Raw genomic sequence first — 19,605 nt, forward strand, 5'->3', positions numbered from 1 at the left:
AAAAAATCAATAGTTAAAAAAGCAAAGTCTTTTCCCCTTACTTAAAGGTTTTAGATTTTTAGTTGTATGTTAAATTGCTTGCTATGTTGACCAAAACAAATACAAGTAGTTTTTATATTAATGAATATTTTGAACGATTTTAATGGTATTACACCAATAAAACTAAACCAAATCACGAATTTTCCACAAAAACAACCAATATCAGCAGATAACCATTTTTTGGGTGAACTAAAAAATGCATTAAATAAAATAAGCCAAGCTCAAATGCAGGCAAATCAAAAAGCGCAAGCGTTTGAAATGGGGGATCCTAATGTTGCATTAAATGAAGTCATGGTCGATATGCAAAAATCATCGGTTTCATTGCAGTTTGGTATTCAAGTCCGTAATAAATTGGTTGCAGCTTATCAAGAAATTATGAATATGAATATTTAATTGATTTCATCGCTAGTAAACCATAACTTATTAATAAATAAGTTATGGTTTTAGTATATTTTTAATATGGTTTATTTATTTTAAATTAATTGTGCTATTTGTTGATAATTGGCAATTTTCGTTTGGTGGCTGATATTTGTTCCTATCAATGTACCTAACTGCCTATGACGTGCGCTGAGTAATTGTATTAGTTGTTGTTGATAACTTAAGATATTTTTTATATACATGGCTATCATGTCTCGATGCTGAGCGGGGAACATCTCTGTTTTCTCTAGCATTCCTGTTTTCATTAGGTTTTCTGATAACTGTTGGTATTTTTCTTGCCAAGTGGTTAATAAATCCCAATCTTCACTTTGGGCATTAATTAACATTTGTTCAACAATATAATTAAATTGTTCATATTGTTCTAATAAGTTATTTCCTTGCATAATTATCCTATTTTATTTAGCAATCTCACGCCAAGACTCAGTAATATTGTTGAGCAAATCAAAACAAGTTTGCAATTTTTCTTGATCATTATGCAAATTAGCCAGTAATAATTGTTGGCTAATATAGTGATATAAGCGATCTAAATTTTCAGCAATTTCACCACCTTTTTCGAAATCTAGGCAGCTTTTAAGCCCATTATCAATAATATTAATCGCTTTCGAAATTGCAGTACCTTTGCCAGCAATATGACCTTTTTGAATATACAAACTAGCTAGTTTAATTGCGTTAAGAGCCTCATCAAATAGTAATACAATTAACTGATGAGGTGATGCTTGGCTAACACGCGTTTCTAAATTCACTTGTTTATAAGCTTGTGATCCACCTGTATACATTTTATTTCCTTATTTCTTCGAGTTTGCCATCATGTCAAATTGGGTTGTTAAATAATTACTCATGCTATCTAACTCATTAATTAAAATATCCAATTTGGTAAATTGAACGCGATAACGCTCAATAGTTTGTTCGATGGAATTGCTTACCTGTTCGTGACGTTTATCTAATGATTTTAAAGTGGAATTTAACCCATTAGTTGCTGAATCAATCATGCCATCATTATCAATAAATCCGCTTACTTTTTCAAAAAGTTCATTGGCAAGTCCAGTTGCGTTATCATCACCTGTAAATAGTATTGCCACCGCATCACTATTTTCATTAAGTGCTTTTTTTAGTTCATTTTCGTTAATCTTTAAGGTGCCATCTTTATCCATGTTAATGCCGATTTGTGCTAGAACAGAAAGTTCACCAGGCTGCCCTTTAGCAAATATTGTGCGGATACTTTGATCAATATTACGTAAGGTTGAATCTCCAATAAGTGGTCCATTATCGTTATTTAATTCGTCTGAATTTGTATCATTCATGGTGAATTTTGTTAACGTTGATATCGTTGTTTGTAATTGATTAAATGCCTCTACCCATTCTTTAATAGCTTCTTCAGGTTTTTCATTATCAGCGGTTATAGCAAGGTTTTGGCTAGTTGTTGTGGTTTCTTTTAACGTAATATCAACGCCACTAATGACATCTTTGACAGTATTAGAGCCACTAGTTATAGCAATGCCATTAAACGAAAATTTAGCATCTTGCGCTTTTGTCACTTCTGTCATGTGGGTATTGTTAGGCTGATTAATATCAAATCCAATAATATTATTTAAGGTTTCATCGTCTGATGAAATAGACGTAATACTTTGTTGTTCACCTGTTTCTTTCGATGTAATGACTAATTGATAGCCATCTGCTCCTGAACGAACAATGGTTGAATTCATTGTTGACGGACTTGTTGTGCCATCTTCATTAGTCATTTGGGCATTGTTAATCGCATTGGCTATTGCTTCTAATGATGTCTCATCTTGAGATAAAGTGACATTAAGTGTTTGACCATTTGCTTGTTCAATAGTGATAGTTCGAGTTTGATTATCATTACCTAATTTAGCGTTTTTATCATTGAGTGGCGAAGTTGCTATGCCATGAGACGTTGCTAACTGATCAATGTTAATAGCATAATTACCTAACACTGCTTTGCTGTTTACTTTCACTGAAAAATAATTGTCATTACCACCTGTCGCGGTTCTACTTTGAAAAAGCTCTTTTTTCTGAAGTTTTTGTGTTGCACTATTAAATGTTGTTAACGCACTTTTTAATTTACCAAAACCACTAATTTTTGCATTAATGGATTTTTGTTGCGTTGTAATTGGCGTTAGACGTGTTTTTTCAGCTGCTTCTAATTGGTCTAAAATACCATTAAGATCAATTCCAGAGCCAATTCCTAATGCGCTCATTGCCATGATTTATTCTTCCTATAACAATTATTTAATTAATGCACCTTATATCGACCAGTTTTTCCAAAAATTTAGCCATCATCTCAAGATTTATTTAATACATAGAAATATTTTTATTTTTTGAATGAAAAAGCATCATTAAGTAGATTGTTTAAAAACGACATTAACAAAATGATTTATTTATAAATATTGGTTGTTTTTATGACTAAAATAGCGCTTTTAAAAAAGATAATTATTAAAAATATTAAAGTTTCTTATTTTGTTACCGATAAATTATTTATCAGCAAAAATATTGAACATATTTTTCAATATGTCGTTGATTTAAAAAATCATATTAAAGGAGATAAAAATGGCACAAGTAATTAATACTAATACTATGTCTTTAATGGCAAGAAATAACCTTAACAATTCACAAAGCGTTCTTAGTACTTCTATTGAACGTCTTTCATCTGGTATGCGTATTAATAGCGCAAAAGACGATGCAGCAGGTCAAGCAATCGCTAACCGATTTTCATCAAATATTAAAGGGTTAACTCAAGCAGCTCGTAATGCAAATGATGGTATTTCACTTGCGCAAACTACTGAGGGTGCGCTAAATGAAATCAATAATAACGTACAACGTATCCGTGAATTAACCGTACAAGCGGCAAATGGAACCAACTCTGAAAGTGATTTAGTATCAATTCAAAATGAAATCGATCAACGTTTAGATGAGATCGATCGCGTTTCTAAACAAACTGATTTTAATGGTTCAAAAGTATTGTCTGAAGATAAAACACTTAAAATCCAAGTAGGTGCAAACGATGGTGAAACCATTGAAATCAATTTGAAAAAAATTGATAGTACTGAACTTGGTTTAAATGCATTTAACGTATCTGATACACCAACAGCCGATCCATTAAAAACTATTGATGCTGCGTTATCAAAAATCGATGCATTACGTGGGCAGCTTGGTGCGGTACAAAACCGTTTCGAATCAACTGTAACTAATATAAATAATACTGTAAATAACTTAAGTTCTGCGCGTAGCCGTATTGAAGATGCTGATTACGCAACAGAAGTATCAAACATGACTCGAGGTCAAATTTTACAGCAAGCAGGTACTTCTGTATTAGCACAAGCGAATCAAGTGCCACAATCTGTTCTTTCTTTGTTACAGTAATTTTTATTGTTGTAAGAATTTATCTATCTGATTCTTTGATCACTTCAATTATGTAATTTAGCCATAACGGCATTTTTAATGCTGTTATGGCTAATAATTGTAATTACCCAATTTTTATCCCTTTATTCCTGTCATTAAATTATCATCTTATCGTCATAATATTATTAAGCATTTTTTTAAAATGGGTTAAAAAAAATGGGTGATAGTTTATATAACTCGCAAGGTGTAGTGAATCAAACCGATTGGCAACAATATGTCCATTTAGTTCGTAATGAAGCATTAAAACTTGCCGTTCGTTTACCCACAACAGTAGAGTTGGATGATTTACTGCAAGTCGGTTATATCGGCTTATTAGATACCATCAAGCGTTATGATGCTTCGCAAGGCAATACTTTTGCAACTTTTGCTATACCAAGAATAAAAGGCGCCATGTTAGATGAACTTCGGAGTCGAGATTGGTTATCAAGGCAAACTCGAAAACAAATTAAAGATATTACCTGTGCTATTAATGAATTAGAGCAAAGGTTAGGTACCACACCAAGCGATTATCAAATCGCTGAATATTTACAATTGTCGATTTATGAATATCGCAAGGCTTTGTTGGATTCAAATTGTAGCCAGATTTGCTCTTATGATGAGATGCAGAAAAAATTGGGGGATAGTATTGATGCTATTATTGATCATGGCGAGGATCAAGATCCTTTTTTGTCTGTTATCAATGAAGAAATTTGCGATCAAATAACCCAACAAATTGAAAACTTGCCTGAAAAAGAAAAAATGATTTTAGCGCTTTATTATCAAGAGGAACTCAATTTAAAAGAGATTGGAAAAGTAATGGATATTAGTGAGTCTAGGGTAAGCCAATTACATAGCCAAGCGATAAAAAGAATACAAAGTAAAGTGAATCCATAGAAAAATAAAATTAAACAGCGTAAAATAAAGTGTAATTAAACGAAAATAAATTGAAATGATTTTTTTATTGACCTTTTTCGTTTAAAAATGTAACTTTATATATAAAAAAACAGTTAATGTTGTATTTTTGCTGTTTTTGTTTTTTTTAATGCGAACTAAAGATAACTAAGATTGGTGATTAAATTGGGTAACATACTAGAGAACGATATTCTTAAATGTATACATCATTTGAATCTTTCAACATTGCTGTTAAGCCAACGGATGCTTGAGAAAGATAAAGTTATGGGGATGTATCGATTAGGTATTGATGAAGAAACTGCTGACATACTTAGTAATTTAACTGCGTCGCAAATGTTAGTTTTATCTGAAACAAATCAATTAAATTTTCAATTACGATTTGAAAATTCAGAAATGATTAAAAAACTAACTGAAGACTCTCGTGTTAGCGATATTAAACAGATGCATACAGGGATTCTTTTATCTAGTTTACTATTAGACTCAATCAATAAGTAGGTAGGTAAATAGAATGAGATGTACAAGTATTGTTCAAAAATATAAAGAGGTACAATTAGCCATTCGTTTAATTTCACTGGGTGCAAGAATCCAAATGCTTGAAAGTGAAACAAATTTAAGCCGTGGAAAATTGATTAAATTGTATAAAGAAATTCAAGGTTGCCCACCACCTAAAGGTTTATTACCTTTTTCAACCACGTGGTTTATGACATGGGAACCAAATATTCATTCTAGTATTTTTTATAATGCTTATCATTTTTTAGTGAAGCATGGCACAAAACCAGGTATCCACACGATTTTAAAAGCTTACCAGCTTTATTTAGAACAATGCCCATTTGCTCACAATGAAGAGCCCGTGTTAGGGCTAACTCGGGCTTGGATTTTAGTCAAATTTGTTGAAAGTAAAGTAATGCAACAATCTTGCTGTAAAGAATGCAAAGGGCGTTTTATTACTCATGCTTATCATCCACACAATAGTTTTGTATGTAGCTTATGTCAACCACCATCTAGAGCAGAAAAAAATCATAAGACACATAAAGATAATCACGCTAAATGTTTGCAGGTACTATCCATTCCTAATAGTTTTAATACAGCGTTTGCAAAGCAGGTAGCAAGTTAAATAAATTTTAGGAATAAAAACCTATTTATTGTTATTTTATGGAGAAATAAGAAAGCCAATGCTAATTATTATAGGATATATTGTTGTTGTCGCCTCTGCTTTACTTGGCTATGTGCTAAGTGGTGGTTATTTAGCGGTCCTTTTTCAGCCGTTAGAATTTCTTATTATTGGGGGATCGGCTATCGGAGCCTTTATTGTCAGTAATGAAAAAAAAGTAATAAAAACTACACTTAACGCCTTAAAACAATTATTTAAACCTTCGAGTTTTAATAAAACGCTTTATTTAACATTAATTAATCTAATGTACACTATTTTGACTAAGATTCGCCAAAATGGTTCATTATCCATTGAAACTGATATAGATAACCCTCAGGAAAGTGAACTATTTAAACAGTATCCACTTATTTTAGCCAATTCTCGAATCTTAGATTTTATAACAGATTATTTACGGTTGATAATTAGTGGCAATATGGATGTGTATGAAATTGAAGCACTAATGAGTGAAGAAATTGAAACTTTTGTGCATGAATTAGAAAAACCAGTTAGTGCCATTTCGAGTATTGGTGATGGGTTGCCTGCATTTGGTATTGTTGCCGCTGTTATGGGCGTAATTAATACCCTTGCTCAAGCGGATAGACCAGCAAGTGAGCTAGGTGAGTTAATAGCACACGCTATGGTTGGAACGTTTTTGGGTATTTTACTTGCTTATGGTTTTATTTCTCCTTTGGCGGCTTTATTAAAGCAACGAAATGCTGACTCAGTCAAAATACTTGAGTGCGCCAAAGTTATATTGATTGCAAGCATGCATGATTATGCTCCACAAATTTGTATTGAATTTGGACGGAAAATGATATTTTCTGATGAGCGTCCATCTTTCTTTGAATTAGAAAAATATATTCAAGAAGTTAAAGATAAGAATACCAACCAAAATCAAAATAATTAACAATGAAAAATAGCTCAATAAGAATTATAACTCGAAAAAAGTCGGGACATGGTGAAGGGCATCATGGTGGCTCTTGGAAAATCGCTTATGCTGACTTTATGACAGCCATGATGGCGTTGTTTTTAGTAATGTGGTTAATAGCCAACTCAACCCCACAACAGTTACAAGGCATAGCTGAATATTTTAGAACGCCATTAATTCTGGGGCAAAATGGTGGTAACAATATTAGTGACAGTGAAAGCCCTATTCCTGGTGGTGGTGAGGATGTTACTCAACAACTTGGTGAAGAAAGAAATGATATTGCTCACCTAGAGGAGCAATATGAATTGGAAAAAAAACATCTTGAACAGATAGAGTTAATTGAAACAGCCCGTAAAATCTTCGAGATATTTGAAATAGATCCACGCCTAAAAAAGCTAGCACCTAATTTAATTATTGAATTAACTGAAATGGGACTACGTATTCAAATTTTAGCCTCAGATGATAAACCAATGTTTGATATCGGTAGCGCAGCTATTGATCCCAATATGCGAGAAATTTTGCGTGCATTGGCACCTATTATCAATTCATTAACCAATAAAATCACTTTGTCTGGTCATACTGATGAGCGTCAATATATAACAGGGGACCGTGGTTATAGTAATTGGGAATTATCAGCTGATAGAGCCAATTCATCAAGAAGAGAGCTGATTGCTGGTGGATTAGATTCAGGTAAAATTATTCGCATTATCGCACTTGCTGATACTGTTGGCTTAAACAATCCAAATTATAGTAATGACGCCAATCGCCGTATTAGTATCTTAATTTTAAATAAAGCAGCGCAACAATATATTGAAGAAGAAAATAGTATGACAGGCATTGATTTTTTAAGGCAATCAAAGCCAATTGAAGCAAAATAATCACAATAGATGTCTATTATGAAAAATAATAAATGAGTTTATTTGTTGCAGGTATTAAAAATTTTTCAAAAATTACTAAAGTTTTGAGAAATTAAGCCGATATAGAAAATAATCTATTTAGCTTTATTGATATTATTAATAAAAATTATATTTAGGAGTTTTTTTATGTCAAATTCATTGATGAATACGGGTATTAGTGGATTAAATGCGGCGCAAAATATGCTTAATGTAATTAGTAATAATATCAGTAATGCCCATACAGTAGGTTACAATCGTCAACAACAAGTTTTAACCCAAGCTAATGGAACGCATCATAATTTTGGCTTTGTTGGCAATGGCGTATCAGTCTCGGCAGTTAACCGTGCTTTTAATCAATTTGTAGTAGGACAGTTGCGTCAATCGGAATCACAAAGTGGTTCAATAAAAGCTTATTATAATGAATTATCTAAAGTTGATAATCTATTAGCCGAAAACGAAACTAGCCTTTCATCTCAAATGAATAATCTTTTTACAAGTTTAAAGAAATTAACTTCAAATGCAGGTGATGCATCAACAAAGCAAAGTGTTATCAGTGATTTGACCTCTTTAGTTGCGCAGTTTAACAAAACTGAAAATAGTCTGAAAAATCAAATTGCTAATATAAATACAGAGCTAACCAATAATGTTGATCAAATAAATACTTATTTAGAGCAAATTGCTGAGTTAAATCAAAAAATATCAAAATTACAAGCTGTAAGTGGTGGCAATGAACCCAATGCATTGCTTGATCAACGTGATCAACTAGTTAATCAGTTAAGTGAAATAATAGGCATCACCGTTACCGAACAAAATGGACAATATAATCTGTCGTTATCTAACGGTTTAAGTTTAGTGCAAGGCTCGTCAGTGAATTTATTATCAGTTCAACCTTCGCAAGAGGATCCTTCACTCAATACTATTATTTATACGCATAATTCTGGTGCAACTCAAGAACTGACAAGTCAAAATATTGCATCAGGCCGATTAAATGGAATATTAACTTTTCGTGATGGACCACTTTCTCAAACGCGCAATCAATTAGGCTTAATTGCACTCAATTTAGCTGAGCGTTTTAATGAAGTACATATGTCTGGGGTCGATATTAATGGTAATGCTGGTGAAAAATTATTTGATTATCGCCAACCGAGTAGTATCACCAACTCTAAAAATCAAGGGAATGCTGTAGCTAAAATTCATTTTGATTCAGTTAACAATGTAAAAGCGTCTGATTATAGAATCGAATTTAATGGAAGCGATTGGGTTGTAACAAGGCTATCTGATAATCAAACTATTACTCCCCAAATTGAGAATGGTAAACTGGTTTTTGATGGTTTATCGATCGAAATAACCGGTAATCCGGTTAAAGGTGATTCTTTTCTAATTAAACCTGTTGCTGATATTGCTTCGTCATTAGAGTTGTTAGTCAAAGATGTAGATAAATTGGCAACCGGTATTGATGATGAAGAAAATGGTGCTGGTGATAACCGCAATGTGACTAAATTGTTAGATATACAGAATGAAAAATTAATTAATGGAACTGCCACACTAAGTAGTGCTTATAACAAGTTGGTTAATTATATTGGTAGTGAAACACAAACTTCTAAAGTTTCAGCACAATCAAGCCACAATATAACGCAACAGATTTATGAACAAAATCAATCAATATCTGGTGTAAATCTTGAGGAAGAATATATCTCTATGCAGGTTTATATGCAATATTATCAAGCTAATGCAAAAGTTATTGATGCCGCAACAACGCTATTTGATACCATTTTAAGTTTAGCTAAGTGATAAAAGGATAAAAAATGCGTGTAAGTACCAATTCAATGTATCAAAAAAATTTAAATAGCATTTTAAATACCAATAATAAGTGGCAAAAATCAGGTTTACATTTAGCAACGGGTAAAAAGATTTTATCCCCTTCTGATGATCCGATGGGGGCTGCACAGTCATTAATCTTAAAGCAGGCACAATCTAGAAATGGTCAATTTCAAGCTGCTCGTGAAAGTGCTGATAAGTCACTTAGCCGCCAAGATACCATATTGAAAGAAGTTAATACGGTAATACAAAACATTCAAGAAATGTTAGTTTATGCTGGTAATGAAACATTAAATGACGAGAACAGGCGTGATCTTGCTAATAAATTACAAGGCTTAAAAGATCAACTTGTTGCTTTAGCGAACTCTAAAGACACTAATGGTAACTACTTGTTTGCTGGTAATAAAAATGACACTCCTCCTTTTGTTGTTGATGAATCAGGTCAGGTCAATTATGTTGGAGGCACAACCACTATTAATGTTTTTATCGATGATTCACGTGAAGTATCACTTAGTTTCACCGGTGTTGAAGCCTTTATGTCAGGGTCTACTGTGAAGCTGCCAGACGGTTCGCCTGCAGAAAGCAATATATTTGCTAGTATCGATTATGCTATTGAGGCTTTAACGCTCGAACTGGGTGACAATAATGAAGATACCATTAAACAATTTAGAGAAGGCTTATCTAAAGCAAGCTGTGGCGTTGATAACTCTTTTGATAATATTTCAACCCTCAGAGCAAAAGGGGGATCGGTATTAGAAGAAGTGGACCGATTAACAACACTCGGTAAAACTTTAGATATCGAATTTGAAACACAAATTAGCCAAATTGAAGACGTTGATTGGTACGAAGCCATTTCAGATTATGTAATGCTACAAGCGAATTTACAAGCAGCCCAATATACATTTATGACAATGCAAAATATGTCATTGTTTCAAATGAAATAAGTTGGAACAAATCAATTTACCTACAATAATTAATAACAATAATATATATCTACAATGTTAAGGAGGCACAGCCTCCTTTTTTATCGTTCAAAATAGCGTTAATTATTCGGCTCATTAGCAGTACTTAGTTTTGTAATATTTTAGTTCAATAATGATGCCGCTTATTTATTGAATGCTAATTGTTTAAATCCTGATATAGTTGTGATAGGTTTAGCTTTGGCAATTTGTTCGATGCGATTAATGATCTGGATAAGTTTATCGCTATAATTCGGATCCGTTGCGTATTGGGCTTCTTGTAATGCTTTGGCGGCGGTTCTAGCATCGGGTGCGGTTGCCACTGCACGGTAACGTGGGTTTTTTGTCAGTAGGTTGACATAGTCGATTAGTGCCTGTTTTTTATTTTCGTAAATTTTAAAATTATCTTTAATTTTTGTCATGGTATTATTGACAAATTCATGGGTAGTTAAACGGGTCGAATTGCCATTCCATGATGATGTCGCTTTGATACCAAAATAGTTATAGCTGGATTGATTATCCGCTGTTTTTATCTGCTTTTGTCCCCAACCTGTTTCTAAAGCCGCTTGTGCAATAATCACTTCATAAGGAATACCAGAGCTTTTGGAGGCTTGTTTGGCTGGTTCTAGCCATTCTTGAACAAATTGTATGACGTAATCTTCGGCAATATAGTTAAGCGATTCTTTCTCATGTATGTTATTTGTAGAGGATTGAGTTTTGGTATTTAGACTGTGGTATATCATTTGTCCCAGAGCTTGAGGCGATAAGTTAGTCGATGAGGTATCACTAAATAATGATTTTGCTAAATGTAGGTTTGTCTGATTGTTACTAGAATTAGCTTGTAAATTATTATGAGTATTTACATTAACAGACGGCGATGTTTTAGATATTAACTGTTTGGTAATGATCTCAGCTAATCCTAGACCTTTGCCCGCAGCTTGTTGTGAAATTTGCTGATCAAACATTGCTGTAAAAAGCTGTGTTGTTGATGAGCTAAATAAACCACCTTCCGGTACAGCTTTTCGCATGTTTTGCATCATCATATTAATAAATATGGATTCAAATTGTTTTGCTACTTGTTTAATACTTTCAGTAGAACCAGTTATAGCATTGCGTTTTAACTGGTTTAGTCCCGATAAGTCGTAAGCAAATCGATTGAATTGTTGGGTAATTTTATTATTCATTACATACTTTCTTTTTGATGTTTTTAGCCTCTTTAAACAGTTTTAAATCGTTTCAAGTGCTGCGTGTAGGCAGCCGGCTTTTTTTAATGCTTCAAGTATCGACATTAATTCAGTCGGATTTGCTCCTAATACATTCAGCGATTTAATGACTTGGCTTAAATTAGTGCCTGGAGCTACATTATGTAAAGCACCGCTGTCTTGCTCTATTGTAATTTGTGTTTCTGGTACGACTGCAGTTTCGCCGCCGGCTAATGGTGTATTTGGTTGATTTACTTTAAGATTATTGTTGATAACTACCGATAAGTTGCCGTGTGCAACCGCACAATTATCCAGTTGTACTTTCTGATTCATTACCACTACTCCTGTTCGGGTATTAATCACAACTTTAGCTGAAATAGGTGTAGTGCCAATTTCAAGATTTTGTATGCGTGAGAGTAATTTTACGCGTTCTTGGTTTTCTTTAGGCATTTTGACAGAAACGGTTATACCATCCATGGCCACAGCCGTATTTTTTTGTAATTTATTAATGGCTTCAGATATTTTTAAAGCACGTGTAAAATCAAACTGATTAAGGTGTAAATGGATAATGTCTTGCTCATCTAATCGGGTTGATAGTTCTCGTTCTATAATTGCCCCACCAGGGATTGTAGCTCCTGAGGTTTGATTCACCGTAATACTACTTCCACCACCGCTTGCGCCCATTCCACCAATAAATAGATTACCTTGTGCAATGGCGTATATTTGGTTATCCGCTCCTTTTAGGGGCGTCATAATTAATGTGCCGCCACGTAAACTTTTGGCATTACCAAGCGAAGAGACAATTACATCGATTTGTTGACCTACGCGTGCATAAGGCGGTAGTTTGGCTGTGACCATAACTGCGGCAACATTTTTTAATTGCATATTACTACCAGTTGGAACGGTAATCCCCAATTGAGATAACATATTGGTAATGCTTTGTATGGTAAAAGGTGTTTGTGAGGTTTGGTCACCGGTTCCGTCAAGTCCGACAACAATTCCATAACCCACTAAGGCGTTATCTCGAACCCCTTGTATGGTGACCAAATCACGGATACGCTCGGCATAACTGTAAGGTACAATTGTCAGTATCATGATGGTTATGCAAATAATTGGGTAGAATTTTTTAAGCATAATGATATTCATTAAAAAGGTGAAAGATTTAAAAATAGGCGTTGTAACCAACCCATAGTTTGCACTTCGTCAATGTAACCATTACCCACATATTCAATACGCGCATCGGCAACTTGTGTTGAAATAACGGTATTATTACCACTGATTGTTCTTGGGTTAACCACACCAGAAAAGCGAATAAATTCTGTTCCTTGATTAATCGCGATCTGTTTTTCACCTACGACCTGTAAATTACCGTTTACCATGACATTTTTAACGGTGACGGTTATAGTGCCGCTAAAGGTGTTTTTAGCATTGGCTGCGCCCGATCCTTTAAAGTCACTGTTGCCCGACATTTCGGTGTCGGCTTTGTTGCGTCCTACTAAACCATCTAAAAAGGTAGGAATGGTTTTGGCAGTTAAATTAACTGCACCATTTCTTCCTGCATTTATCGAAGAGCTTTTGCTGGCGCTGACATTTTCTTGTAGGATGATTGTTAATACGTCACCAATATTGCGCGGGCGGCGATCTTCAAACATAGGTTGATAACCAAAACTGCTTGGTTGTGCCGCCTGGTAGATAGAGCCTGTAGTATTCACAATTTCGGGTATTTGTGGCACGATACTGGTTTCGCCTTTAATTAAAGATTTTTTAGGCAATTGTGCACAACTAATTAAAAATAATATGCTAACAAGGCAAAAGTATCTCATGATTTTTATCATATTATTTGATTTATAATTGATTTAACCGCTGTAACATCTGATCAGATGCTGAGATAGCTTTGCTATTTATTTCATATGCTCGTTGCACTTGGATCATATTAACTAGTTCTTCGGCAACATTCACATTTGAGGTTTCTGTATACCCCTGATATAACAGCCCAGCACCATTTAACCCTGGGGTATTTTCAGTTGGCGCACCTGAGCTTTCAGTTTCTAAATACAGATTTTCTCCAATACTTTCAAGGCCTGTTTCATTAATGAATGTATGTAAAGTAAGTTGACCAACTTGAATTTGTGTTGATTGGTTAGCCAATGTTACATTAACCACACCATCCCGTGCCACCGTCATTTTAGTTGCATTTGAAGGTATGCTAATGGTTGGTTGTATTTCATAACCAGCAGCTGTCACCAATTGACCATTTTGGTTAACTTGAAATGCACCACTACGGGTATAAGCTTGAGTGCCGTCTGGCAATAATACTTGGAAAAAACCTTGTCCGTTAATGGCAATATCACTACTATTATCAGTTAATTCTAAATTTCCTTGGCTATGAATTCGCTCTGTTGCAACAGGGCGAACACCTGTTCCAATTTGTAACCCCGAGGGTAATGTAGTTTGCTCTGAAGATTGAGCGCCTGGTTGCCGAACGGTTTGGTAGAGTAGATCTTCAAATACCGCTCGTTGTCGTTTAAAACCACTGGTGCTGACATTAGCTAAATTATTCGAGATAATATCCATATTTATTTGTTGTGCCGTTAATCCTGTTTTGGCAATCCATAGTGATTTAATCATTGATTACTCCTAATTAAGTTAGAGATAAAATTTGATTGGCTTTTTGTGCATTTTCATCAGCGGTGGTAATCTCTTTTATTTGCATTTCAAACTGACGAGAATGACTAATCAAATCAATCATCGAGGTGACTGGATTGACATTACTGCCCTCTAACACTCCTGACATCAGTTTGGCGTTAGGGTTGTCTTGTAAAACTGCACCACGTGCATTGCGCGTTTCCTCTGTGAGTTGAAAAAAGCCATTATCTCCACGAATAATTTCATTATGTTCTAAATGTACTTTTTTTATTTTACCCGCTTGGGCAATAGTGGTTGGTTTATCACCTGCACCTAACGCGGAAAGTGTACCATCAGAGCTAATGCTGACTTGAGAACGCTGTGGTACGGTTAATACACCGTTATCGCCAATGAGTGGATAGCCTTGAATATTAAGTGTACCATTTTCGTCGATTTGTATTGCACCATTTCGTGTATAAGCTTCGCTTCCATCAGCTAATTGTATAGCTAGCCAGTCATTTTCAGACAGTGCGACATCTAGGTTTCGTCCAGTATAATTAAAAGCCCCCATAGTTGAGTCAAAACTTGGTGTGGTTGCTGTTACCATGGTTCGTGTTTGCATACTATTTCCTACTATAGGCACCGCTTTCATTGCGGTTAGCTGTGCTCGAAACCCAGTAGTGGTTACATTCGCTAAATTATGTGTGGTGATTGACTGCTGGGACAGTGTTTGACTTGCCCCTGACATAGCAGTGTAAATAACCCTATCCATAAATAACCCTCACATTAACGCAAATTAACTAATGTATTGAGTATTTGATCCTGCGTTTTTATCGTTTGTGAATTAGATTGATAATTACGTTGTGCAACAATCATATTTACTAACTCTTGACTCATATCAACATTTGAAGATTCAAGTGCTCCACTTGTTAACGAGCCAAATGTCCCAGAATTTGCCACTCCTAACATTTCATCACCAGAATTAACTGTCGAACGCCAATTATTATTTCCTGCTGATTCTAAACCGTTAACATTAGAAAAATCAGCCATGGCGATTTGACCTAATAACATCGTTTGTTGGTTAGAATAGAGCCCATAAATAGAACCATCATCATTAATGCTATAACCCACTAAATTACCTGGTGCATAACCATTAATGATTGGCGTTTTAATACTACCGACTTCTTTGCCCATATTTTGCTGAGTGCTATTGGCTAATGATAAGGTAAAGGTATTATCAGTAGATCCATTTAACCCATTAATATTAATTGTCATTTCAGGGTCACTAATTAATTTACCCGAAGAATCAAATTCCATTTGTCCTAATTTTTGTAAACTTCCATCAGGATCACTGCTATCAAGATAATGCACATCCCATTGATTATCAGCAGTTTTAACATAAAATATCTGAACATTACGTTGATTACCAAGCGAGTCATAAGTGGTAATTGTTGTAGAATAATTAAATGTATCGGCATCAAGGGGATTAACGGGTTGTTTTGCGGGAACTTCACTATTGGAATTTAAGTTTGTTTGCAAAGAAGCCTTTGTTGTCGCTGATGCATTTAACATTTCTTGAGAAATTTTTAATGGACCCGGTGCTGCACCTTGTTGCACTTGAGGCGGGGTACCCGTTGCCAGATAACCTGTCAATTGAAGCCCATCCGCTGAAACAATATTTCGCTCAGCATCTAATTGAAATTGTCCATTGCGGGTATAGTAAATTTGACCATTACTATCAACTAAACGAAAAAATCCATTACCAGAGATAGCAACATCTAAACTGTTATTTGTTGTTGTTGCTGTGCCATCGTTAAAATTTTGGATCACACTAGCTACTTTTACACCCATTCCGACTTTCGAACCTGCATAAATATCAGCAAATGAGACGCTTGCACTTTTAAAGCCAACTGTTGCAGAATTAGCAATATTATTGCCAATCACATCTAATTGTTTTGATGCAGCATTCATACCACTTACTGCTTGAGAAAATCCCATAAAACTTTATCTCCTTTAAAGAATTTGACGAACTTCGTCAATACTAATTGAACCCAGTATTCCTAAATCAAGTAATACTTTATTATTAACTTTACTATTGATAACACCATATACCATCGAATATGCTAATGATGTTGATGATACTTTTTTTCCGTCGTAACTAGCATTGACTGAAAAGGTATAGCTGCCATCAGGTGCTATAGTTCCATCAGTTAACATGCCATCCCAAGTAAATGAGCTTACTCCAGCAGGAATTGCACCCAAATCAACTTCACGTACTATGTTGCCATTTTCGTCTTGAATAGTGATGATAACGCTGTCGGCATCGTGCGTTAATTCAAATCCAAATGGTGTGGTTACTGTTTCTTTTTCCTTTTCGGTTTCTTCTAGTTCGGATGTAGCAACTAAAATTTTATTGCCCGGCACCATGACACCATGACCAATCATATTACTAGCATTAACAGATAAGCTATCATCAATTTGCCCAGAAACCATTCCTAACGTTGTATTAAGCCTTTCTATTCCGGCTAATGTGTTGATTTGTGCTAGTTGTGATGTTAACTGGCTGTTATCCATTGGGTTAGTTGGATCTTGGTTTTTCATTTGGGCAATAAGGAGTGTTAGAAAATTATCTTGTAATTCCTTGCTTGAGTTACCGTCAGATGAGTTTTTTGTTGTTTGTGGACTTTTTATTCCTGATGATTCTGAAACAGCAAAATTAGTAATACCCATGAATTACTCCTTTTTATTGTCCTAGTGTTAGTGTTTTTAACATTAAATTTTTGGCAGTATTAATCACTTCGACATTTGCCTGATAACTGCGTGATGCTGAGATCGTATTGACCATTTCAGCAACTACATCAACATTGGGTTTTTGAATGTAGCCTTTTGCATCTGCTAATGGATGATTAGGTTCATACACTAAATTCATTGGCGTGGGATCTTCAATGACTTGTGAAACTTTGACCCCAGCAATTGGGTTGTTCTTACCATTATCATCCACTTGAAAGATAACTTGTTTAGCGCGATAGGCTTCGCCGGAGGTACTAGTAATGCTATCTGCATTAGCCATATTACTAGCGCTGATATTCATGCGTTGGGTTTGTGCCATTAATGCTGAACCTGAAATGGCAAAAATAGAAAAACTCATTACGATTACCCCTTCTGTAATACTGAGATTATATTTTTAAATTGCTCACTTAAAAAAGTTAAATTACTTTGATAGTGAATGCTATTATCAATAAATTCCGTACGTTCTTGGTCCATTTCTACTGTATTACCATCTGCGGCAGACTGATATGGTATACGGTATAGAATTTCTTGATTAGTAGCGTTTTGCATGGGTATTTGCAGATGATTATTAAATGTTGTGTTAAGCACGACATTATTTATCTTACTTTGATTTTTAATTGCTTTGGTTAGCTCTGCATTAAAATCAATATCACGAGCTTGATAATTAGGGGTGTCGCTATTAGCAATGTTTGCAGCCAATATGGTCTGTCGCTTTTCCCGTATATTTAATGCGTGTTGGTGAAAATTAACCCATTTATCTAATTTATCAAACATAAAATCATCTCACTTTTTTGATAGCAAGGATTTTAAGTGAAGCAAAAAAATATCATCGTATAAATAACGATAAAAATTGTCCTTATTTCAAAATTCAATAAATTTGTTCATCAAGTAATATATGTTTATAAAAAATTTTAAAAATTAGTAGATATGATAATAATCGTTAGATTAATTTTGTTAATTATACTGTTATTTAGCGCAAATATTGCTGTAGCTGATTCACTTGAAGACGAGGTTAATAAATTAATTTCAAAGCATATAAATTATCAATTTGATAATATTGTAATAACCTATACTTCTCCTAAACCCGAATTAACTTGTATTGAGCCTAAATTAGCGTTAATAAATAAGAAAAAAAAGTGGGGTTTGATGACCATTAGTGCTAAATGTGGAAAGAAAACCCAATATTTTCATATAAATGTTGCTGTTGAAGGTGGTTATGTTGTGGCTAATCAGGCTATTGGCGCCGGTAAGGTAATTACACCAGAACATCTGAAAATACAAATTGGTCGTCTTGATACACTCCCGTTTGCGGTGATTTTAGATAAAGAGCAAGTTATTAATCATATTGCGTTAAGAAACATCGATCTTGATGAGCCTATCCGAACCTCAATGTTACAAAAAAATTGGCAGGTTAAAGCTGGGCAGAATGTTAATGTGATAATTAATGGTCAAGGGTATCAGATAATGGCTAGTGGTAAAATCTTGAATAATGCGGCATTAGAAGATAACGTTAGTGTTAAATTGCATTCTGGTAAGATTGTTGAAGGTAAGTTGACTTGTCAAGGTGTGATAATTTTTGATAAATAATATTAATGATTTTTTCATTATTGCCGATAATTAAGCTAAACAAACCATTTAAATCTTAACTTTGATTAAAGGTAATTTTATGAGCATAGATGCAACAAAATCTGTTATAAACATATCAGGATTATTGAGCCGTGATGTCATCAATGAGCAGCAAAAAAAACAGACTGTATCTGTACAGGCAAAAAATAATATAAACGTGAGTAATAATGTAAGTTTAACACAAAATACTACAACACTTTTACATTCGACTGGTAAAGATATTGATGTAGAAAAAATTGAGAGTATTAAACAAGCCATTGCCAATGGCACATTAGTAATTGATACCCAGAAAATTGCCGACGAACTTATTAAACAAATGTTACAAAATATCGAATAATAGAGTTGAAGGGAAATAAAAATGTTAGAATTAGATAACATCTTAAATAAAATAACAAGAATGTTACAAACACTCTCAGAAATTCTGCAAACAGAGCAACAAATATTGATTGAAAATAGTTTAACAAATCAATTAAATGAAATTATTAATAAAAAAAGTCAGTTGCTTATACAATTAAAGTTACTGGATGAAAAACGTATAACGTTAAGTAAACAGTTCAATATTCACCCCCCTTATAGTGAAGAATCAACAATTGCAGCCCATTGGCAATCTATTACTGAAACAACAAAATTATTAGCAAGCATTAACCGAGATAATGGTTTGATTATCCAAAATCGAATGGATAGAACACAGCAATCAATTAATTATCTTAAAAAGATTAATAACCCTGTTATTTATACCAATAATGGCTATCAACAAACGGAAATAATTTCATCAAAACGTGCTAAAGTGTAATTCATTTGAATTTTATTGAGTTAAACGAGATAA

At 34.2% G+C, this 19,605-nt stretch carries 25 protein-coding genes; 13 read left to right on the forward strand and 12 right to left on the reverse strand.

The window, feature by feature from the left end; all coding sequences use genetic code 11:
* Positions 1–120: 120 nt before the first annotated feature.
* Positions 121–432 carry a flagellar hook-basal body complex protein FliE gene (gene fliE / locus A9G48_RS02535; RefSeq protein WP_034947227.1) on the forward strand — a complete coding sequence of 104 codons (312 nt, stop codon included), beginning with the start codon at positions 121–123 and terminating at the stop codon, positions 430–432.
* 80 nt (positions 433–512) lie between these two features.
* On the opposite strand, the gene fliT is transcribed toward fliE, so the two are convergent.
* The 3 genes from fliT to fliD are packed head-to-tail and all read right to left on the reverse strand — an operon-like array spanning position 513 to position 2,699.
* Positions 513–860 carry a flagellar protein FliT gene (gene fliT / locus A9G48_RS02540; RefSeq protein WP_034947224.1) on the reverse strand — a complete coding sequence of 116 codons (348 nt, stop codon included), beginning with the start codon at positions 858–860 and terminating at the stop codon, positions 513–515.
* A 12-nt stretch (positions 861–872) separates the two neighbouring features.
* A complete protein-coding gene (fliS, locus tag A9G48_RS02545; protein ID WP_065575746.1) occupies positions 873–1,253 on the reverse strand; it encodes a flagellar export chaperone FliS in 381 nt (126 codons plus the stop codon).
* A 9-nt stretch (positions 1,254–1,262) separates the two neighbouring features.
* Entirely contained in the window at positions 1,263–2,699 is a 1,437-nt protein-coding gene (fliD, locus tag A9G48_RS02550) for a flagellar filament capping protein FliD (protein ID WP_081295253.1), read from the reverse strand.
* Between the two features lie 195 nt (positions 2,700–2,894).
* Here fliD and A9G48_RS11505 point away from each other — a divergent pair, with 195 nt between their 5' ends.
* The 9 genes from A9G48_RS11505 (at position 2,895) to flgL (ending at position 10,521) form a co-directional block, all read left to right on the forward strand.
* Positions 2,895–3,059, forward strand: a complete 165-nt coding sequence (locus A9G48_RS11505) for a hypothetical protein (RefSeq protein ID WP_155268332.1) — start codon at positions 2,895–2,897, stop codon at positions 3,057–3,059.
* Positions 3,043–3,855: a flagellin N-terminal helical domain-containing protein gene (locus tag A9G48_RS02555; RefSeq protein WP_034947215.1), complete on the forward strand. Its 813-nt coding sequence runs from the start codon at positions 3,043–3,045 to the stop codon at positions 3,853–3,855. Before A9G48_RS11505 ends, A9G48_RS02555 begins: the two co-directional genes overlap by 17 nt.
* Before the next feature lie 195 nt (positions 3,856–4,050).
* Complete coding sequence (locus A9G48_RS02560) at positions 4,051–4,767, forward strand: RNA polymerase sigma factor FliA (RefSeq protein WP_065575747.1); 717 nt, start codon at positions 4,051–4,053, stop codon at positions 4,765–4,767.
* Positions 4,768–4,950: 183 nt separating this feature from the next.
* A complete protein-coding gene (flhD, locus tag A9G48_RS02565) occupies positions 4,951–5,280 on the forward strand; it encodes a flagellar transcriptional regulator FlhD (protein WP_080715915.1) in 330 nt (109 codons plus the stop codon).
* Positions 5,281–5,293: 13 nt separating this feature from the next.
* Positions 5,294–5,899 carry a flagellar transcriptional regulator FlhC gene (gene flhC, locus A9G48_RS02570; RefSeq protein WP_051825338.1) on the forward strand — a complete coding sequence of 202 codons (606 nt, stop codon included), beginning with the start codon at positions 5,294–5,296 and terminating at the stop codon, positions 5,897–5,899.
* Positions 5,900–5,957: 58 nt separating this feature from the next.
* Positions 5,958–6,842: a flagellar motor stator protein MotA gene (gene motA, locus A9G48_RS02575; RefSeq protein WP_034947209.1), complete on the forward strand. Its 885-nt coding sequence runs from the start codon at positions 5,958–5,960 to the stop codon at positions 6,840–6,842.
* Positions 6,843–6,844: 2 nt separating this feature from the next.
* Positions 6,845–7,741, forward strand: a complete 897-nt coding sequence (gene motB, locus A9G48_RS02580; RefSeq protein WP_051825336.1) for a flagellar motor protein MotB — start codon at positions 6,845–6,847, stop codon at positions 7,739–7,741.
* A 165-nt stretch (positions 7,742–7,906) separates the two neighbouring features.
* Complete coding sequence (flgK, locus tag A9G48_RS02585; RefSeq protein WP_034947206.1) at positions 7,907–9,550, forward strand: flagellar hook-associated protein FlgK; 1,644 nt, start codon at positions 7,907–7,909, stop codon at positions 9,548–9,550.
* A 14-nt stretch (positions 9,551–9,564) separates the two neighbouring features.
* The gene (flgL, locus tag A9G48_RS02590; protein ID WP_034947203.1) at positions 9,565–10,521 is read left to right on the forward strand and encodes a flagellar hook-associated protein FlgL; all 957 of its coding nucleotides are present in this window, start codon (positions 9,565–9,567) and stop codon (positions 10,519–10,521) included.
* Positions 10,522–10,682: 161 nt separating this feature from the next.
* On the opposite strand, the gene flgJ is transcribed toward flgL, so the two are convergent.
* Genes flgJ through flgB form a run of 9 tightly spaced genes read right to left on the reverse strand, consistent with a single transcriptional unit; the run spans position 10,683 to position 17,927 of the window.
* Positions 10,683–11,720 (reverse strand): flagellar assembly peptidoglycan hydrolase FlgJ, encoded by a 1,038-nt coding sequence (flgJ, locus tag A9G48_RS02595; RefSeq protein ID WP_051825334.1) that lies wholly within the window; start codon positions 11,718–11,720, stop codon positions 10,683–10,685.
* Between the two features lie 42 nt (positions 11,721–11,762).
* Positions 11,763–12,872 (reverse strand): flagellar basal body P-ring protein FlgI, encoded by a 1,110-nt coding sequence (locus tag A9G48_RS02600; RefSeq protein WP_034947620.1) that lies wholly within the window; start codon positions 12,870–12,872, stop codon positions 11,763–11,765.
* Between the two features lie 11 nt (positions 12,873–12,883).
* Positions 12,884–13,561: a flagellar basal body L-ring protein FlgH gene (locus tag A9G48_RS02605; RefSeq protein WP_080715914.1), complete on the reverse strand. Its 678-nt coding sequence runs from the start codon at positions 13,559–13,561 to the stop codon at positions 12,884–12,886.
* Between the two features lie 22 nt (positions 13,562–13,583).
* On the reverse strand, positions 13,584–14,366 hold the full coding sequence (flgG, locus tag A9G48_RS02610; protein WP_034947197.1) for a flagellar basal-body rod protein FlgG: 783 nt from the start codon (positions 14,364–14,366) through the stop codon (positions 13,584–13,586).
* A 13-nt stretch (positions 14,367–14,379) separates the two neighbouring features.
* Positions 14,380–15,135 (reverse strand): flagellar basal body rod protein FlgF, encoded by a 756-nt coding sequence (locus tag A9G48_RS02615; protein ID WP_065568834.1) that lies wholly within the window; start codon positions 15,133–15,135, stop codon positions 14,380–14,382.
* A 14-nt stretch (positions 15,136–15,149) separates the two neighbouring features.
* Positions 15,150–16,361 carry a flagellar hook protein FlgE gene (gene flgE / locus A9G48_RS02620; protein ID WP_034947191.1) on the reverse strand — a complete coding sequence of 404 codons (1,212 nt, stop codon included), beginning with the start codon at positions 16,359–16,361 and terminating at the stop codon, positions 15,150–15,152.
* Between the two features lie 15 nt (positions 16,362–16,376).
* Entirely contained in the window at positions 16,377–17,093 is a 717-nt protein-coding gene (gene flgD / locus A9G48_RS02625; RefSeq protein ID WP_065575748.1) for a flagellar hook assembly protein FlgD, read from the reverse strand.
* A 13-nt stretch (positions 17,094–17,106) separates the two neighbouring features.
* A complete protein-coding gene (flgC, locus tag A9G48_RS02630; RefSeq protein WP_034947185.1) occupies positions 17,107–17,511 on the reverse strand; it encodes a flagellar basal body rod protein FlgC in 405 nt (134 codons plus the stop codon).
* Between the two features lie 5 nt (positions 17,512–17,516).
* Positions 17,517–17,927, reverse strand: a complete 411-nt coding sequence (gene flgB / locus A9G48_RS02635; protein WP_034947182.1) for a flagellar basal body rod protein FlgB — start codon at positions 17,925–17,927, stop codon at positions 17,517–17,519.
* A gap of 177 nt (positions 17,928–18,104) precedes the next feature.
* Between flgB and flgA the strand changes: the two genes are divergently transcribed.
* The 3 genes from flgA to A9G48_RS02650 all read left to right on the forward strand — a co-directional run bounded on the left by flgA (position 18,105) and on the right by A9G48_RS02650 (position 19,572).
* The gene (flgA, locus tag A9G48_RS02640; RefSeq protein ID WP_034947179.1) at positions 18,105–18,740 is read left to right on the forward strand and encodes a flagellar basal body P-ring formation chaperone FlgA; all 636 of its coding nucleotides are present in this window, start codon (positions 18,105–18,107) and stop codon (positions 18,738–18,740) included.
* A 79-nt stretch (positions 18,741–18,819) separates the two neighbouring features.
* Entirely contained in the window at positions 18,820–19,116 is a 297-nt protein-coding gene (flgM, locus tag A9G48_RS02645) for a flagellar biosynthesis anti-sigma factor FlgM (RefSeq protein ID WP_034947177.1), read from the forward strand.
* A gap of 21 nt (positions 19,117–19,137) precedes the next feature.
* Positions 19,138–19,572, forward strand: a complete 435-nt coding sequence (locus A9G48_RS02650) for a flagella synthesis protein FlgN (protein ID WP_034947175.1) — start codon at positions 19,138–19,140, stop codon at positions 19,570–19,572.
* Positions 19,573–19,605 lie beyond the last annotated feature (33 nt).

It is taken from the genome of Gilliamella sp. wkB18 (assembly GCF_001690875.1).
Taxonomy (GTDB): domain Bacteria; phylum Pseudomonadota; class Gammaproteobacteria; order Enterobacterales; family Orbaceae; genus Gilliamella; species Gilliamella apicola_A.

Coding starts and splice junctions, on each gene's coding strand:
- fliE (WP_034947227.1), top strand. CDS start 121: ATGAATATTTTGAACGATTTTAATGGTATTACACCAATAAAACTAAAC.
- fliT (WP_034947224.1), bottom strand. CDS start 860: ATGCAAGGAAATAACTTATTAGAACAATATGAACAATTTAATTATATT.
- fliS (WP_065575746.1), bottom strand. CDS start 1,253: ATGTATACAGGTGGATCACAAGCTTATAAACAAGTGAATTTAGAAACG.
- fliD (WP_081295253.1), bottom strand. CDS start 2,699: ATGGCAATGAGCGCATTAGGAATTGGCTCTGGAATTGATCTTAATGGT.
- A9G48_RS11505 (WP_155268332.1), top strand. CDS start 2,895: ATGACTAAAATAGCGCTTTTAAAAAAGATAATTATTAAAAATATTAAA.
- A9G48_RS02555 (WP_034947215.1), top strand. CDS start 3,043: ATGGCACAAGTAATTAATACTAATACTATGTCTTTAATGGCAAGAAAT.
- A9G48_RS02560 (WP_065575747.1), top strand. CDS start 4,051: ATGGGTGATAGTTTATATAACTCGCAAGGTGTAGTGAATCAAACCGAT.
- flhC (WP_051825338.1), top strand. CDS start 5,294: ATGAGATGTACAAGTATTGTTCAAAAATATAAAGAGGTACAATTAGCC.
- motA (WP_034947209.1), top strand. CDS start 5,958: ATGCTAATTATTATAGGATATATTGTTGTTGTCGCCTCTGCTTTACTT.
- motB (WP_051825336.1), top strand. CDS start 6,845: ATGAAAAATAGCTCAATAAGAATTATAACTCGAAAAAAGTCGGGACAT.
- flgK (WP_034947206.1), top strand. CDS start 7,907: ATGTCAAATTCATTGATGAATACGGGTATTAGTGGATTAAATGCGGCG.
- flgL (WP_034947203.1), top strand. CDS start 9,565: ATGCGTGTAAGTACCAATTCAATGTATCAAAAAAATTTAAATAGCATT.
- flgJ (WP_051825334.1), bottom strand. CDS start 11,720: ATGAATAATAAAATTACCCAACAATTCAATCGATTTGCTTACGACTTA.
- A9G48_RS02600 (WP_034947620.1), bottom strand. CDS start 12,872: ATGCTTAAAAAATTCTACCCAATTATTTGCATAACCATCATGATACTG.
- A9G48_RS02605 (WP_080715914.1), bottom strand. CDS start 13,561: ATGAGATACTTTTGCCTTGTTAGCATATTATTTTTAATTAGTTGTGCA.
- flgG (WP_034947197.1), bottom strand. CDS start 14,366: ATGATTAAATCACTATGGATTGCCAAAACAGGATTAACGGCACAACAA.
- A9G48_RS02615 (WP_065568834.1), bottom strand. CDS start 15,135: ATGGATAGGGTTATTTACACTGCTATGTCAGGGGCAAGTCAAACACTG.
- flgE (WP_034947191.1), bottom strand. CDS start 16,361: ATGGGATTTTCTCAAGCAGTAAGTGGTATGAATGCTGCATCAAAACAA.
- flgD (WP_065575748.1), bottom strand. CDS start 17,093: ATGGGTATTACTAATTTTGCTGTTTCAGAATCATCAGGAATAAAAAGT.
- flgC (WP_034947185.1), bottom strand. CDS start 17,511: ATGAGTTTTTCTATTTTTGCCATTTCAGGTTCAGCATTAATGGCACAA.
- flgB (WP_034947182.1), bottom strand. CDS start 17,927: ATGTTTGATAAATTAGATAAATGGGTTAATTTTCACCAACACGCATTA.
- flgM (WP_034947177.1), top strand. CDS start 18,820: ATGAGCATAGATGCAACAAAATCTGTTATAAACATATCAGGATTATTG.
- A9G48_RS02650 (WP_034947175.1), top strand. CDS start 19,138: ATGTTAGAATTAGATAACATCTTAAATAAAATAACAAGAATGTTACAA.